This window comes from Myxococcus stipitatus DSM 14675 (genome assembly GCF_000331735.1).
In the GTDB taxonomy this organism is placed as follows: domain Bacteria; phylum Myxococcota; class Myxococcia; order Myxococcales; family Myxococcaceae; genus Myxococcus; species Myxococcus stipitatus.
Genome location: NC_020126.1, coordinates 2,316,483 through 2,333,077, shown reverse-complemented (window position 1 = coordinate 2,333,077; position 16,595 = coordinate 2,316,483). Strand labels below are relative to the sequence as shown.

The window sequence follows — 16,595 nt, the reverse complement described above, 5'->3', positions numbered from 1 at the left end:
ATCCCAAGCGCCTCGCGTCAGCCCTTCCCTCCTCTGGGGACGAGCCCATGCGTCTTGAGCAGGCGATAGAAGTAGGAGCGGGCCAGCCCCGCCGCGCGTGCGGCCGCGGCGGCGGACCCCTTGTGCCGGGCAAGCTGCGCCTCCAGGTAGCTTCGCTCGAAGGCCTGGAGGACCCGCTCGCGCGTCGCATGGAAGTCCTCCGGCTGCGAGGCCTCGCTCGTCGCGAGCCGAGGCAACGCGGCCTCCGCGCCCAGCGACACGACGCGCTCCACCGCGTTGCGCAGCTCCCTCACATTGCCGGGCCAGTGATAGGCCGTCAGCGTGGCGAGGCTCGCGGGCGACAGGGGGAGCGAGGTCCCCAGGCTCCGCGCGAAGTGCTCGGCCAGGAGGGGGATGTCCTCCAGTCGCTCCCTCAACGCGGGCGCCCGGAGCACGACGCTCGCGAGGCGATGGTAGAGGTCCTCACGAAAGGTCCCCCTCTTCACCGCGGCCTGGAGGTCCTGGTGCGTGGCGGCGATGACGCGGAAGCGGACGCGCCGCTCCACGTTCTCCCCCAAGCGGAAGAAGCCGCCCGTCTCCAGCACCCGCAGGAAGGCCGGCTGGGCCTCCAGCGGAAGCTCCGCCACCTCATCCAGGAAGAGCGTGCCCTCGTGAGCGGCCTCGAGCGCGCCAGGAGCCTCCGCCACCGCCCCCGTGAAGGCGCCCCGCGCGTGGCCGAACAACGCTCCGGGCAACAAGCTGGGGAGCACGGCGCCGCAATCGAAGACCCGCAGCGCGCCCGCCTTTCCGGAGAGCTGATGCAGGGCCCTCGCGAGGCCCTCCTTCCCCGTCCCCGTCTCCCCCTGGAGCAGCACCGGCAGCCCCGTGGGAGCCACGCGCTCGATGTCCGTGAACAGCCGCCGCATCGCCAACGAGCGGCCCAGCAGTCCCGCCAGTTCCGTGCGCGCGCTGACCCGCTCGGTCGACGAGGTCTCCGGGAGCAGCGCGAGCTGCGTCCTTCCCAGGCACACCAGCGCGCCCAGGGGCACCTCCACCACCTCCACCCGCGCCCCCAGGTAGCGCGTGCCATTGCGGCTCCCCAAGTCCCGCACGCGCAAGGAGGACCCCAACAGCTCGATGCTCAGATGCTGGCGCGACACCGTGTCGTCCGTGAGGACAAGCTCGCACGACGGCAGCGTCCCCACCACCGCCGTGCCTCGCTCCAACACCGCGGAGCGTCCCAGGTCCTTGCCCTCCAGGACGAGCAGCCGCACCGGCGAGAGCGGGCCCTCCGGGTCCGTCTTCTCGGTGAGGGGCGCGGTGCTCGGCGCCGAGTCGCTCACGGTCCGTCCTCACAGAAGATGGAGCCCGCGCGCCAGAGCCGGACCTCATCCACGCTCAGCGCGGCGCCCGGCACGGCGACGAAGGTCAGTCGCACCGAGCCCACCTCTTCCCCCACGAACAGCGTGGAGGTCTTCACCTCCTGCCACGTGTCATTCAACGAAACGGACACCGGGTCCTGGGGCTCGGAGTCACTCAGCAACGCGAGCGTCGCCGAACCTCCGGAAGGTCCTCGCACCCACGCCGAGGCGCAGTAGTAGCTGTCCTGTGCCTCGAGCAGCGGGGGTGAGAGGGGCTGGAGCGTCACCCGCTCCTGCGCGAGCGGCACCTCGAGCCGCCCCGCGGACTCGCCCCGGAAGCCCGGACGCACCGCGGTCAGCGAGCCCGTGGACACCCAGCCGTCGACGCCTTGCTCGAAGCCCGCGTTGCCCACCAGGTTGTCCGGCCCGGCACCGTCCGTGGCGCAGCGCCCGGCCTGGCAGACAAAGCCCGCGCCGCACTCCTCCCGCGAGTCACAGCGCTTCCCCGCGACGTCGACAGGGTCCGGAAGACATCCCAGCCCGCAAGCCAGTCCAAGCGCCAGCACCACACCCTGTCGACACGTCCGCACAGCAGCGCTCCTGGCCCGGGCCTCGCGGGCACGACACTAGCGACTCCAGCGTCGCGCGGCCAGCGAGGCGCTCGGGCCAGGGGCCCACGCGTCAGTGCATGCTCGCGCCCGCTCCGGCCTCGACGCTCGCGGCCGCCTCCTGGATGAGCTTGGAGACCTCCGCCGGCTGCGAGACGAGCGAGGCGTGGCTCGCCGCGAGCGAGCGCGTGGTCGCCCGCATCCGCTGCGCCATGAACCGCTCCGTGTCGGGAGGAATCATCCGGTCCTGCTCGGAGACCTGGTACCAGCAGGGCTTCACCTTCCACGCGGGCCGCGTGACCTTGTCGCTGAAGCACCGCCCCGCGATGGGCCGCTGGGCGACGCCGAGCACCCGCGCCTCCATCTCGCCCAGGTCCTGCGCGAAGCTCTCTCGGAAGCCCTCCTGTCTTATCCACAGGAAGCCATCGGGGTCCGGATAGATGTTGGCACCGCCCGGAGGTGGCTGGCCCCGGCCCAGCAAGTCCCCCAGCCCCTCGCCCGCGTCCGGAGCGAAGGCCGCGATGTAGACCAGCCCCGTGACGAGGTCCGAGTCATTGCCCGCCTCGGTGATGACGGCGCCCCCATAGGAATGACCGACGAGCAGCGTCGGCCCCTTCTGAAGGCCCAGGATGCGCCGGGTGTTCGCCACATCGTCGGCGAGCGACGTCAACGGGTTCTGGACCGCCGTGACATGGAAGCCCTGTGACACCAACAAGGGAATGACACGACTCCAGTTGGAGCCATCTCCCCACGCCCCATGCACCAGCAGGATGTTCATGGACATCGTCGCGCCCCTTCCCGCGGACAGGAATGAATGGCTCAAAAGTCGCCATCGCGAAGAGGGGGCGCAATCCACCACGGGCAAGCAAGCCCGCGGGGACAGGAGGCTCACTCGGCTGACGCGGACGCCTGCTTCGCCTTTCCGAGCGAGTGGACGGTGAAGCGGCCGTCGCTGTACTCGACCGTCCCCAGCTTCTTCCCATGCAGGTGGGCCGGCTCATCGACAGCGGCCTTGAGCACGATGCTCCGCCCCTTGCGCGGCAAGGCGAACTGCACCAGGGAGCCCGCCCAGTCCTGGAGGTGCTGCGCCGTCAGCCCCTTCTTCCCGATGAGCCCCGCATCCCCATAGAGCTTGAGCGCGTCCTCCCGGGAGAAGCTCAACGCCTGCGCATCCGGCACCAGTCCCCGCGCATCGCAGCGAAAGACTCCCAGGCGACTCACCGAGCCTCCCGTGGACACGATGACCAGGTGATAGCCGCTGGAGTTCTTGAACAGCGCCGCCTCGTATTGCTCCACCAGGTCCGCATGCTCGAGCGTCGCGTAACCATTCCGCACGTCGCGAACCTTGAACGCGGTGGACAGGAACGCGGGCGTGACGGGCTCCCCGGAGTCACGCATCAAGTCCAACTCCCCCGCGTTCGGATAGCGCTCGAACACCGCCTTGAGCGCTGTCTCGATATTCGCCGTCGCGCAGCTTCCCTCCGAGCCCTGGGGCGCGGCGGAGGACACGGCCAGGATGACCACGACTCCTAGGAGATTCACGGTAACTCCTTTCGGCCTTCAACCATCCGGTCCAGCACAACCCAGATGCTCTGACATTGGAAGGACGCAGCCGCGTTCATGTTGGACGCAGACACTTCCACTCCCCCAGGGCGTCACGGAGCGTGCCCGCTGGGACAAATCCCACCACGGTGGATGGCGCCGTAATTGCAATTGTAATCAGGGAGCACCCCCACGTCGTCATCCGCCACGAAATGGAACCCCCGTGTCCAGCTCCGCCGCCGCCGCCACCACGCCGCCGCCGCTCCCGACGCCTCCCTCCACCACCGATATCATCGGCATCCCTGTCGCCGGCGCCCTCGACGTCGACGGTGACAACGGCGAATTCCGTCTCATCCAGATGGGCGGCTCGATGGCCCTGGTCGGCGTCAATGATGACGACAACATCCAGGGCTACTTCAGCTCCGCCACCGCCGCCTACAACAGCCGCCCCCAGGGCAATCCGAAGCGCCTGGACCCGTGGACGTCGTTCAGCCTCCAGAAGGACTCCCTCCAGTCCTCCATCAACTTCCAGACCACGAAGCGCCTGGGCGTGGTCGCACGGCAAGACGCCCTCTACGTCTTCTGGATTGACTCCAAGAACAGCTATCTCTACGCGGCCCGCTTCGCGCCCGGCGTCCACCGCGCCACGACGGACTGGTGTCAGGTCTGCCTGCCGGCTTCCGCGGCGGGAGGCAATCCCGCCGGCGTGAAGATCTCCTCCAACGGCGTGTCGGCCGGCGTTGGCCAGGGTGAGTCGGAGATCCTCCTCAACTACGTGGCCTGGGACTCCACGCACAACACGGTGCAGGTCTACCACCTCGTCCTGGACACGAACTTCTACAACCCGTTCACCAACAACTGGGTCTCCCAGGTCCCGACCTGGTCCCTGACGGCCCCCGTCACCAGCCCCGCGCAGTCGTCGGGGAACATCTCGCACCTCGACATCCGCACCATCCTCGTCTCCCAGCCGGGCGCCACGACCACGGCTCCTTCCGTCAACTGCGTCATCGCGGCGCTGTGGGATGACCACAACGTCACCGCGACCACCTTCTCCTGGACGCTGGACGCGACCTGCCATGCCCGCCCGAGCAACGCCCCGGCACCGATGCTCATCGCCTGGCCCAACTCCGTGAAGAGCCGCAAGGCGAAGGGCCCGGCGCTGGCCGTGGACCCCGCGGGCAGGCTCGTCGCGCTGTTCGCCGACCACAACAAGGCCGACGCCATCAGCATCGCCGTGGTTCAAGACATCCGGCCCTTGCGGCAACTCGACACGACGGCCGCGCCCGTCTGGAAGGAGTACGGCAAGCTCTTCCCGAGCACGAACGAGGACACCGAGGGCCCCATCTCGATGTGTTTCTCCTTCGGAAACACACCGGAGTCGTCGAGCCAGGGCACCACCCTGCTCCCCATCATCCTGGGGCTCGCGTGGGTGCGCCTCGCGTCGTCATCGGTCGGCTCGCCCATCCAGATGACGTCCTTGAAGTATGGCGACTTCAAGGTGCAGACCGCCCTGCACCCGCCCAAGCAGGAGAACGCGGGCAAGCGCCTGCTCACGGCCATCTGCGACCCGTTCCCCATGCCGGTCCCCGCGCCGGAGGTCTGGGACAACACCAGCCCCGACGGCATGGCCGACTGGAACATGTTTGATTACGAGATGAACACGACCCAGGAGGATGTCGTCCTGAACGACATCAACTTCTCCGCGAGCCTGGGGTTCCAGTACACCACGAAGGCGACGGCCGCCGCGGGCGTCGACATGTTCGCGGGATTCCAGACGGGCATCAGCGGGGGCATCACCGTGAAGGCGGGAGCCTCCGGGCACTTCGCCTGGCAGGACGGCAAGTTCACGGCCCAGAGCATCAAGGTGCAGACGAAGTCCTACCGGCATCCATACTTCCCGCTCGGGGACCCGTCGCCCTACCTGGTCCGCCCCTACGGGTGCTACTTCGGCCGGTCCATGTTCTGGCTTCGCTCCCAATACGGGACGGCGGCGAACCTCGCATTCAACCAGGACTCCACCTTCAACCCGGCGCCGCTGCTCGTGGCCCACTGGCCCGTCGCCTCGGAGGACGCGGATGAGACCGCCGCGGGCGACTACTTCACCTACGCGTGTACCCCCGGCGTGGTCGACTCCTACACCGAGGCGGCCATCAACGCCCGGATGTTCAGCTTGTATACCGAGTGCGTGAACCGGCTGGCCTCCCAAGGCAAGACGCCGCAGCAGATCCAGCAGATCTTCACCGCGCCGGACGGCACCGACCTGAGCACCTTCTACACGGGCCAGAACTACGTGGCGGCCGTCATCGCGAAGTACGGCACGCCCACCAACCTCAACGGCCAGAAGTACCTCAAGTTCGCCATGAGCGGCGGGTCGGTCTGCGACGGCCAGTACCGGGTGACGAACAGCGAGACGTCGGGCTTTGGCGTCCACCTGGACATCAACCTCTACGCGGGCTTCCTGGAGACAGCGAAGATTGGCCCCAACGACAACATGGGCGTGTCCGCCACCGAGGAGATCTACACCGGCGGAACGTTCGACTTCTCGTTCTCCTTCAAGCGCGACTCGACGAGCACCACCTCCAGCGGGGTCGGCGTCTACACGTATCTGAATACGCTGGCGCCGACGCAATCCATGTCCGCCCGGCTGTACATCCTCAAGGAGGCCTACCTGTGGGCGCTGGAGTTGAAGTACTTCCCGGCCATCGCCAGGGATTGGTACCTCCAGGCGCTGGCCAACGCCAAGGCCCAGGGCGAGTTCACCTCTCCGCTGGATGAGCCCAACATGGACATGCTCGCCGGCACCACGTCGGCGGACAACCTCCTGCTCTATGAGCAGTCCTTGCCCACGCGGTTCATGTTCGTCGTCACGGGCTGGGACCAGGGGCCGCTGGCGCTGGCGCCGGTCAACGTGCCCAAGGACCTGCCCGGGGGTTACGACATCACCACCTTCAACTCGGGCGTCGGGGACTCCGCGCCGTTCAACCTGCCAGGGCCTTGCGACGTGGCTTACGGCGCGAATGGAAAGTTCCGCTTCATTCCAGGCGTCACGGGCAGCATCACCTTCAACGCGGCGACGTTTGGAGACCCGCAGTCGGGTGGCGCGAACAAGGGCTACTACCGACAGGTCGGTTATCCCAACCGCTCGACATACAATGTCACGCAGGACTTCACCCAGGTCTGCGACGAGGGCAGCAGCTACAACGTGGGGGATGAGCCGACCACGGTGGCGTTCGGAACCGGCACCCAATGGAACGTGGTGGGCGGGCTGACAGGGAATGTCAACGCCTCCGACAACGTGTTTGGAGACCCGGCGTACCAGCAGGGCAAGCAATTGCGCATCCTGCCGAAGTAGCGGCGGCGGGCTCTAGGCACTCAGGCCAATATCCATGCCCCGACACTTGGTGTATGGATGATGGTCGCTTGAGGGGGGCAATCAAGGCCATGAATGGCGGCTCACGAGACAGCACCTGCCTGGTGGGACCCAGACAGGCGCCAGTGAGCCGCACCTTCTCCTTGCATTGCAAACGAACTTCATCCGCCCCCATCAACAGTCGCGACCTCAGCCTGGAGCCACACCATGCCCATCGAAGTTCGCATCCTCGACGCCAAACCCGACCAGACCGTGGAGTTCAAGTTCGGAGGTCCCGTCCAAGACTCCGCCGTCGGCATCGCGTACTGGAAGTTCGGCTACAACAACGACAACCACGTCCGCACCATCGAGCTCTCCGTCAGCACCAACAAGTCGGGCGATTCCATCGTCACGGCCATGGTCATCGCCAAGCTCCATGACGACAGCGGGCACCACATCGACCCCAGCGTCAGCACCGTGAAGCTCTGCTGCATTGCGGTCGTTGGCCCCAAGAACCCCGCCATCGCGCTCGACAACGCGAACAACATCGCCAATGGTGAGCAGAGTACCAGGTTCACGCTCCCAAGCTCCTCGTGTGCGATCGGCACCACCTTCCTGTCCGGGTGGAAGCTGTCGTACAACGATGACCATCAGCTGGCGACCATGCAGCTCGGGACGGGCATCTCCGTCCACGGCAACGAGGCCGCCATCACGGCCGTCGCGTCGATGCGTGACAACTCGAACAACCACGCCTCGACAGCCCAGGTCAACGGAGGCCTCGTCGCCGCCATCTCCACAGGGGATGGGCTGTTGCAGACGACCGGGCTCAACCTGCAGATGGACGGCGAATACCGCGCGGATTTCAATCAGCCGATCCAGGACACGGCCGCGGTGTTCATCCAGAGCTACCAGGTGACGTTCCACAAGAGTCAGGACAATCACGTCAGGACCATCGGCGGTGGCTGTTCGAGTTGGACTGCCGGGGGTTCTACCGTCTGGTTGAAGGCGCCGAAGGCCTTCGTCACGGATGACAGCGGCAACGTCCAGACGAACGACAGCTCCAAGGTGACGTTCGTGATCATCGCCATCCCGAAGCCCTAGGCCGTCCCCGGATTCCCGCTGGCAGGACCCCACGGGTGCCCCACGACACGAGGGGCACCCGTATTCCCGTTTCCCGTGCCCTTCGCGCGGACCCCACCCCCATTCGCAACCGCTCGAGGTCTCCCATGTCGTCTTCCAATCCCTCATCACAAAGCCAGCCCCCCGCCATCCGCACGTTCCAGATGGATGACAGCTCCGTGGGAAACCTCTCGAGCTCCGTCAACCTGTTCCGGGGAGATGTGAATCTCAACCAGAGCCTGTTCACCCTCCCCGGGCGCACCGAGGACAGCGGCCTGGAGGTGTCCCTGTCCTTGCAGTACCAGTCCAACGTGTTCCGTGAGGCGATGACGTGGAACCGCGAGGCGCCCACGGGGGTGGTCGGCCTGGGCTGGAGCCTTCCCCTGACCTGGATTGAGGCCACGGCCTCCGGCTCGCCGGTGCCCGGGACGCGGCAGTACGAACTCTTCGAGAACGGCGTGCCCAACACGCTGGTCCGTCAGCCCTGGGCCCCCCGCCTCTTCTCCGCGGACGCGGCGCTCGCGAGCGGCCTGGCGGATGGAAAGCCTGTCCCCGCCCCGCTCGTCGCGGAGTTCCACGCGCACGGCCTCCTCCTGTCCGCGAGCGCCATCGCACGCGGCGGCCAGGGGGTCTGGGAGCTCGTCGACGACACCCACGAATTGCTCTACACGCTCGAGGTCGGCGCGCGGCTGCTCGCCCGCGACGGCGGCGAGGCGTACCAGCTCCAGAACTACCAGTTCTGGAAGGCGCAGTACTACCCCCGCTACGAGCGCTGGGTCATCACGAGTGAATCGGCGGTGCGGCGCTCCTTCGGCGGCGGCGTCACGAGGGACGCGGCGGGCGCGGCGCGCGGCGTGAACAACACGGTGTCATGGTCGGTGTGGTGGAAGGGCAGCAACGGCGCGCCGCTCTGGAGTGGTGCCTCGATGCGCACCCAGGGACAGGTCCAGGTGGCGCGCGCCTGGTATCTGGGCCGCGTCACCGACCGCTTCGGCGGCACCGTCTCCTACAGCTACAACGACTTCGAGCGGACCAGCGATGGGCTGATTCGCGGCTGCGAGCAACGCGTCGGCACCGGCGGGCTGCCCTACACCAAGGCCGTCTACCTGACCCGCGTCACCGACGTGTTCGGACGCACCGTCACCCTCGACTATGGCGACAAGCTGTGGAGCGCCGATCCGCAGGCCCCGCGCGAATACGCGGACCCGCACCGCGCCGTCCCCAGCGACGCGCCCGGCGCCTGGCAGGACACCTACGAGACACGCTTCCTCGACAAGGTCACCCTCCGGGCGACCGACGGCGCCACCCTCTTCACCTTCCGCTTCGGCTACGACCCCAGGCCCGAGGCGCCCGGCCGGGAGCGCGAGGTGGCCAACGTCACCTCGAACACGGGCGCCCTCCGGGGCGACACGTTCAAGCGGTTCCTCACCCGCGTCACCCAGTTCGACCAGGACGGCGTGGAGAGCCCCGGCATCGTGCTCGGCTACTCCCTGGACACCTCGGTGCAGGGAGGCCAGCCCGGAGCGCTCGCGTCCATCACCTCTCCCGAGGGCGCCACCGCCACCTATACCTATACCCACCAGAGCCTCGCGCTGTGCGAGCGGCGCGCGGAGGTGAAGCGGCCGGACGCCGTTGGCGGTGGCTCGCCGCGCGTCTACTACGGGCCGGACTACGCGGTCGTCACGTACTACAACGCGTCCAACGGTCGGCTCTCGCTCCAGGTCTGGACGTGGTCGGGGGCATGGCTCACCTGGCAGTTGGACCCGAACGACGCCCTCCTCGACACGCGGGGCCTGGACCTCGACACCCTCCAGGTCGTCGCCAACCAGGACTTCTTCGCGCTCACCTTCCTGCGCAACAGCCCCGCGGAGCGCGCCGTCTACGTCTTCGACCGTGACGTGGCGCGGCCCGGCCAGTGGCGCAGCGCCGCCGTCGGCGGTGTCACCACCGCGAAGAACACCCCCACCCTCACGCTGCCAGCGGCGGGCATCACCACGACCTTCGTGGGCGGCACCACGTGGCTCGCCGTGGCGCAGATGAGCAACCAGACCTTCTCGGGCAGCTGCGAGGTGCTCACCTGGCGCTGGACCACGCGGACCTGGACGCGTGAGACAATCGCGGCACCTCGCTACACGTGGTTCACGGGCGGCGACGAGTACCTGGCCACCCTGGATGTCGACGGCAAGCTGACGCTGCGCTGGCTGGACAGCCTGCTCGTGTGGCGGTCGGGACCTCCCGTCACGGTTCCCCAGTTCTCGACGATGGACCCGGAGAGTGTCGCCCTCGTGCCGGGCACCTCGCTCGTGGCGGTGGCCCACCTGTTCGCGAACAACTCCCAGGAGAACAACTACCGCGTCTGGGTGGCGCAGTGGACGGCGGACTACGCGCTCCAACTCCACACGCTCGGCGACTTCAACGACATCTTCGGGCGGGACAACGCGCCCACACCCTGGACTCCGGAGGTGGTCGACGACACGCTCGTCGCCACCAACGGCAACCTCGCGCGCTTCGATGGCACGGCGTGGGTGGTGAGCACGAAGCTCAACCCGGGCACGCCCGATGCGAACCAGGGCCAGCGTTACGCGTTCGGGCCCGACTACGCCCTCCAGGTCATGGTGCCCACCAGCGGGGTCGGCGCGGCCGTCGGACAGGTGATGGCGTATGACCCGACGACGGGTTGGAAGCCGGCGCCCACGGCGCTGGGACAGTCGCTGCCATCACAGGACACCCCCGCGGACAACTGGCCCTCGAGTGGCGGTGAGGACTGGGCGGTCGTCGGTCCGTATGTGTACTTCCGAGGCACCGCGTCGGACTGGAGCGCCGTCACCTCCGCGCCCGCGTCCGCCAACCTGGCGGCCCTGGTGAGCGCGCAGGGCTCCTATTTCAACTCCGAGTCCCTCGTCGACGGGGGGCCGACGTTCCTCGCGTTCACCTCGATGAAGGGGAGCGCCTCCCAGCGGGCCGAGGCGCTCGTGCTGCGCAACGGCCAGGTGGCCCAACCCGAGCCGTTCTCCCAGGAGAAGCTGGTCGGCGGCCAGGGACCAGGCACCTCGGCCCAGGGACCGCAGCTCTTCGCCACCTACCCCCAGGACGCCAACGACTTCGACGTGGCGGCGACGGTGTATCTCCACCAGTTCGCCGGGGACACCTTCGCGGGCCCCCTCCAGCACTATGCCGTCACCGGTCTGGACGTGACGGACGGCTATCGGAACGCGATTCCCACGCGCTACGTCTTCGACACGAAGACCGCGGGCTGCGACCCCACGGGCCACATCGTGAAGTTCTTCTCCGCGCGCACGTGCTCGGGGACGTCGGATGCCGCGAACCCGGTGAACGGGTGGGTGGACAGCTTCTACCTCAACGGCATGGCGGATGAGACGGGCGCCAACTACTACGACATGCTCGACGGCCTCCTGCTGCGCACCCGGACGTGCGACCGCGAGGGCGTGCTGCTCGAGAGCACCGAGACCACCTGGGTCGTCTACCAGCAGGTCGCCTCCGACGTCCTCGAACCCGAGGCCCTCGTGCTGCGCGGCGGGTGGGTGGCGCAGACGGTGGACACGCAGGTCAGCAACGGCGTGCCCACCACGAAGACCCTCACCTACATCCGGGAGGGAGCCCCGGGCCCCGCCACCGGGCAGCCGGTGACGGCGTCGCTCCAGCAGTGCGGAGGCAACGGACAGGCCCAGACGTTCGTGCAGACCTGGGTCCCGGGCGTCGCGGTCGACGCGGGCCTGGCGGCCATCCACGCGCTCACCGACTCCGCGCAGGAAACGAACAGCGTCACGACCGACACGGGCACCGTCCCGGTGAAGGCCATGGCGACGACCTACGCCAGTTGGCCCAGCGCCGAGGGCGTGCTCATCTCGATGGCCGAGGCGAGCTTCGGCCTGCTCGACGCCGTCGAGGTGGCGTTCCCGTTCGCGACCTACACGCCGGGAGACAACCCGGCCGGCTGGGCGCTCGCGGCGCGCACCACGGAGCACACGGACTACGGCCAGGAACAGGAGAGCGTGGATGGCCTCGGCGTGCCGTCCGCCACCCTCTACAGCACCAACCGTGAGTTCGCCGTCGCGCAATCCTCCAACGTGCCCTTCGGCGGGCTCGCCTTCCTCGGCTTCGAGCCCTACGAGGACACCTCGCGCTGGACGCTCACCGGCGTGGAGTACGACGCGGACGACGTGCGCACGGGCATCCGCGCGGCCCGGCTGCCCGGCGGCGCCAACGCCTCCATGGCCGTGATGGTGACCCCCGAGGCCCCCGAGGGCACATACCTCATCGGGGTCTGGGTGCGGACACCGGTGGGCTTCATCACCAACACCAGCACGGGCATCTTCGCGACCGTCACCGTCGACGGTGTGGCCGCTCCGCCGCACTACGTGCCGCTGCCCGCCACGGACGGCGCCTGGCGCTACGTCACGCTGCCCGTCCCGCTCGGAGCGCCCCAGGTGCTCGGAGGCCCCGTCCCCGCGCCGGACCGGCGCTCCGCGGACCGGCGCGCCCGCCTCGCCGCCCGCCCTCGCAGGACGCGAGCCACGGCGACGGGCCCCGCCGCCCCGCTCGCGCTCCGCTCCGAAGCCACGGAGGCGTCGGTGGTGCTCTCCTTGTCGCTGACGAACACCACCGCCAGCCCGGTGACGGTCGACAGCGTGTTGGTGGCCCCGCTGGCCAACACCTTCTTGTGCCGCACCTTCGACGAGCCGAGCCAGCAGGTCACCTCGACCCAGGATGCGAGCGGCCGCACCACGCGCACGTCCTACGACCGCGCCTTCCAGCCGACCGTCTCGGTGGGAGCCTCCGGCCAGGTCAAGGAGGTCACCCAGACCTTCCTCTCGCGCCGGGGCAACGGAGGAGTCTTCTCCCCCATGAGCCCCAACGCGGAGGTCATCGTCCATCCCGCCACGGGTGGACTGCTCGAGACCTTCCGCGACGGTGGCACCTGGCGCGAGCGCTGGGACGCCTCGGTGGGATGGGTGGCCACGGACGGTGCGCTCAGGCACACGGGGGACGCCGGGGGGACCCTCACCTGGCGCGGCACCGCGACGGGAACCCGCGCGCTCTACTTCGAGCTCCAGGCGCACAGCGGGGTCGCCTCCGTGTCCGTGGGCGACGTGGCGATCCACTGGAACCAGGGGTGGAGCGCCTCCCAGGCGGGGGTGTCCTGGACGGCGCTGGCCACGCCGCCGCTCGCGCAGCACTGGCTGCTCGTCGTCGGTGATGGCGTGGTGCTCTTCTTCGCGGACGGACAGCTCCTCTACAGCCAGCCGGTCCGTCCTGTCGGGGACACGCTGTCCATCACCCGCTACGGCGATGGCGCCATTCGCAACCTCGCCCTCGCCGAGGATGTCCGCGTCGGCGCGTCCTACAGCGATGCCGCGGGCCGACAGCGACAGGCGCAGCAGCTCCAGGGGGCGGACAGCAGCGTGATCGGCCTCATCCACGACGCGCTCGACCGACCGCTCGTGACGACGAAGAGCGCCCCCGGCTCGTTCGGTTCCGGCCAACACCAGCCCGTGCTCCAGTACCGGCCTGGCTTCGTGGACGTGGAGGACTTCCTCGCCAACCTCTCCACCACCTGGGAGCTGAAGGGCGACATCGCCGACTACTACCGGGGGCAGAGCGAGGGCGGCATCCTGCGCTCGGACGACCAGGGCTATCCCTACGACGGCACACGCTGCGAGGCCTCGCCGCGTCAGCAGTCGCTCGAGCAGGGCGGCGCTGGCAAGCCCTACGCCATCGACCTCTCGGTCCCCGAGGAGCAGCGCCAGACGACGCGGCTGCGCTTCGGGGCGAACCCCGGAGGAAACCTCCCGGCCGGCCGCTACTTCCAGGACACGCTCACCAGCCCCGTCCAGACGCGGTCCGTGCGCCTGACCGACCCGCTCTCGCAGACGGTGAGGAGCACGTATGTGTCGAACACGGGAGAGGAGGTCTCGCAGACGGCGGGCAATCGGACCTACGCGGTGGGCCCCTCCGGTCCCGTGGCCACGCTCAAGACCTCGCTCCCCAACGCGCTGGTGGGCGGGCCCCAGCAGGTCCCGAGCGACTATTCACAGCGGATGACGGCGGACGCCCTCCAGCGCACCGAGTCCCTGGTCGACCCGGACGCGGGGCAGACGCAGTTCGTGTCCGATGTGACCGGGCAGCTGCGCTTCGTGCAGCCCGCGCTGGACGCGGGTGAGCAGTGGTTCATCTATTACAAGTACGACGCGCTCGGGCGCATGGTGGAGGAAGGCACGGTCGCCTCCGCGTGGGACCCGGTGGCGCTGCGGCTCCTCGCGAACCAGCCCGACTGGCCGACCACCGGAGTCACCGTCGCGGTGTCGATGCGCTACGACGGCGACGGGACCGAGCCCCTGCTCATCGGCATGAAGTGGAGCTCGGTGGCACACAACCCCGAAGACGGCGGGGACGTCACCGTCAGCGAGGTGTTCGGCTACGACGAGACCGGACACCTCACCTCGGTGCGAATGACGCTCGACGGGCCTGTGCCCGCCGATGGCACGGTGGCCTATACGTACGACAACCTCGACGCGGTGGTCCGCGTCGACTTCCCGGAGGGGGCCCCGCTCGCGGCGGTGCACTACGCCTATGACGAGCTCGGACACCTCGTGTCCATCGGCACCGCCGAGGGCCTCGCGGACCTCGCGGCCTACGGCTGGAGCGCGGACGGGTTGATGCAGCGGGAGGTGCTCGGCCAGGGGGCGTGGACCCGGCTCGTCGACTACACCTCTCGCGGCCAGGTGGCGACGATGACAACCACGTCGGCGGCGGGCGACCAGTCCTTCGCGCTGACCTATGGCTACGAGCCGGATGGTGTCATCCACACGCGCGGCGTGCGCTGGCACTTCGGCGGCAAGCAATCCAGCCAGGAGCAGGTCTTCGGCTACGACGGCCAGCGGCGGCTGCGCAGCTCGACAGGCGCCACGCCGATGACCATCCACACCTACGACCCCAGCGGCAACATCTGGGCAGCCGAGGAGGACGGCACCTCCGTGGCCACTCCGTGTGTCAACGGCTCGGACCGGGTCGCGTCGGTCTCGGTCGGGGCGGGCCCCGCCCAGCCGCTCACCTGGAGCGCACGAGGCCAGCTCCTCGGGGGCGCTGGCCGGACGTTCACCTACGAACGCACCACGAACATGACGACGCGTATCGAGTCCACCGGCGGCGCGCTCCGGCTCGCGTACGGTGGGAGCCAGCAGCGTGTGCTCAAGCAGCGCCGCGACGGCACCGACACGGTCTACTTCTTCGGCTCCGGTCTGGCCCCGGTGGCTCGGCGGGATGGAGAGTCCTGGACGGTGCTCGTGCAGGGACCTGCGGGGCTCCTCGCGCTGGTGGGTGCGACGACGCGTTTCACGCTGACCGACCCGGACCAGTCCGTGTGGGCGGTCGTGGAGGGCTCCACCCTCGCGGCCCGCTACGCCTATGCCCCGTTCGGCGCCCTCACGCTCGCGGAGGGCGACACGGCGGCCTCGCCGTACCTCTTCCAGGGGCAGGAGTGGGACGCCGAGGTCGGGCTCTACAACTTCCGCGCCCGCATGTACGACCCCGTCCTTCGCCGCTTCGTGACACCGGACCCGCGGCGGCAGTTCGCGAGTCCCTACGTCTTCGCCGCGAACAATCCGCTCGGCATCACCGACCCCACGGGCGAACTCTCGCTCGGGGAGCAGATTGGCATCGCCATCGCCATGGTGGCACTCGCCGTCATCGGCACCGTCCTTTCGGTTGTCTCGGGCGGCACCACGACCGCGGCGAGGCGCACGGCCAAGGCCGCGACCCGGGTGGCGAAGAAGAGCACCAAGGCGGCGAGGGGGGGCGCGGCCGGCGCGGCGGAGGGCGCGGCGGAGGGTGCGGCGGAAGGAGCCGCGGCGGGTGGCTCCCAGGTGGTGGCCTCGGGGGCCGCGACGCTCGCGGCCCCTGCGGAGAAACCCATGTCTCGCGCCAAGAAGGCCAAGAGGTTCGGCCTCACTGTCGCGGGGAGCACCCTCTCGAAAGCCGGGACCGCGGGGCTGAAATACGACGTGAATCACGGCAGCGACTTCACGGCCCAGGGCTTCTTCGAGGCCATGGGGATTGGCGCCGCCGCGGGCTTCGCGAAGGGAGTCGTGACGGGCGGTGGGGTGCTGGCGATGGGGAAGCTCTCCCCGGGGAGGGGCTCCAAGGAGATTGGCGCGCGCATCGCCGTCAGGTCCGTCGTGGGCAGCGTGGCGAGCATGGTGTCCAACGACGTGTCGACCCTCCTCACCAATGCCCAGCAGCATCAGCCTTGGTATCAGGGGCTCGTCAAGAGCACGCTCACGGGCTTCGTCACGGGCGCGGCCTCGGGCGCCGGCACTCAGAGCTGGGGCGAGTTCAAGCAGTCCGCGCTGTACCGGAAAGCGTCCGGCGACTACGACACCCCACGGCAAAACCTCCTCGCCAAGATCAGGGGAGCCGGGAAGAGGAGGGGGAGCTACGACCTCAACGGCACCGCCTCGTTCTTCGCGATGCCCGGCTACGACATCTACGGCACCGCCGGCCGGTGGGGGAAGCTCGACGACGAATGATGCGCGACCGAAAAGCGCGCGTATAACCAGGGGGCGAGCGCCGGCGTACAGGGACGATCTCCGCAACCCTGGAGGTCGTCCATTGGCAACG

7 protein-coding genes are annotated in these 16,595 nt (G+C 68.8%); 3 read left to right on the top strand and 4 right to left on the bottom strand.

Annotation, left to right across the window (positions count from 1 at the left end):
* Window positions 1–17 precede the first annotated feature (17 nt).
* The 4 genes from MYSTI_RS09260 to MYSTI_RS09245 form a co-directional block, all read right to left on the bottom strand.
* Window positions 18–1,322, bottom strand: coding sequence for an FHA and sigma-54 interaction domain-containing protein (locus MYSTI_RS09260; RefSeq protein WP_015347471.1), 1,305 nt, complete (start codon window positions 1,320–1,322; stop codon window positions 18–20).
* The gene (locus MYSTI_RS09255) at window positions 1,319–1,930 is read right to left on the bottom strand and encodes a hypothetical protein (protein WP_015347470.1); all 612 of its coding nucleotides are present in this window, start codon (window positions 1,928–1,930) and stop codon (window positions 1,319–1,321) included. Before MYSTI_RS09255 ends, MYSTI_RS09260 begins: the two co-directional genes overlap by 4 nt.
* 91 nt (window positions 1,931–2,021) lie before the next feature.
* Complete coding sequence (locus tag MYSTI_RS09250; RefSeq protein ID WP_015347469.1) at window positions 2,022–2,732, bottom strand: alpha/beta fold hydrolase; 711 nt, start codon at window positions 2,730–2,732, stop codon at window positions 2,022–2,024.
* A 104-nt stretch (window positions 2,733–2,836) separates the two neighbouring features.
* Window positions 2,837–3,490 carry a hypothetical protein gene (locus tag MYSTI_RS09245; RefSeq protein WP_015347468.1) on the bottom strand — a complete coding sequence of 218 codons (654 nt, stop codon included), beginning with the start codon at window positions 3,488–3,490 and terminating at the stop codon, window positions 2,837–2,839.
* Window positions 3,491–3,713: 223 nt separating this feature from the next.
* Between MYSTI_RS09245 and MYSTI_RS09240 the strand changes: the two genes are divergently transcribed.
* The 3 genes from MYSTI_RS09240 (at window position 3,714) to MYSTI_RS09230 (ending at window position 16,504) form a co-directional block, all read left to right on the top strand.
* Window positions 3,714–6,842: a hypothetical protein gene (locus tag MYSTI_RS09240; RefSeq protein ID WP_015347467.1), complete on the top strand. Its 3,129-nt coding sequence runs from the start codon at window positions 3,714–3,716 to the stop codon at window positions 6,840–6,842.
* A gap of 225 nt (window positions 6,843–7,067) precedes the next feature.
* Entirely contained in the window at window positions 7,068–7,940 is an 873-nt protein-coding gene (locus MYSTI_RS09235; RefSeq protein ID WP_015347466.1) for a hypothetical protein, read from the top strand.
* Window positions 7,941–8,065: 125 nt separating this feature from the next.
* The gene (locus MYSTI_RS09230; protein WP_015347465.1) at window positions 8,066–16,504 is read left to right on the top strand and encodes an RHS repeat-associated core domain-containing protein; all 8,439 of its coding nucleotides are present in this window, start codon (window positions 8,066–8,068) and stop codon (window positions 16,502–16,504) included.
* Window positions 16,505–16,595 lie beyond the last annotated feature (91 nt).

Bases quoted from the DNA above. Each gene is read 5' to 3' on its own strand.
- MYSTI_RS09250 (WP_015347469.1), bottom strand. From the start codon at position 2,732: ATGTCCATGAACATCCTGCTGGTGCATGGGGCGTGGGGAGATGGCTCC.
- MYSTI_RS09235 (WP_015347466.1), top strand. From the start codon at position 7,068: ATGCCCATCGAAGTTCGCATCCTCGACGCCAAACCCGACCAGACCGTG.
- MYSTI_RS09230 (WP_015347465.1), top strand. From the start codon at position 8,066: ATGTCGTCTTCCAATCCCTCATCACAAAGCCAGCCCCCCGCCATCCGC.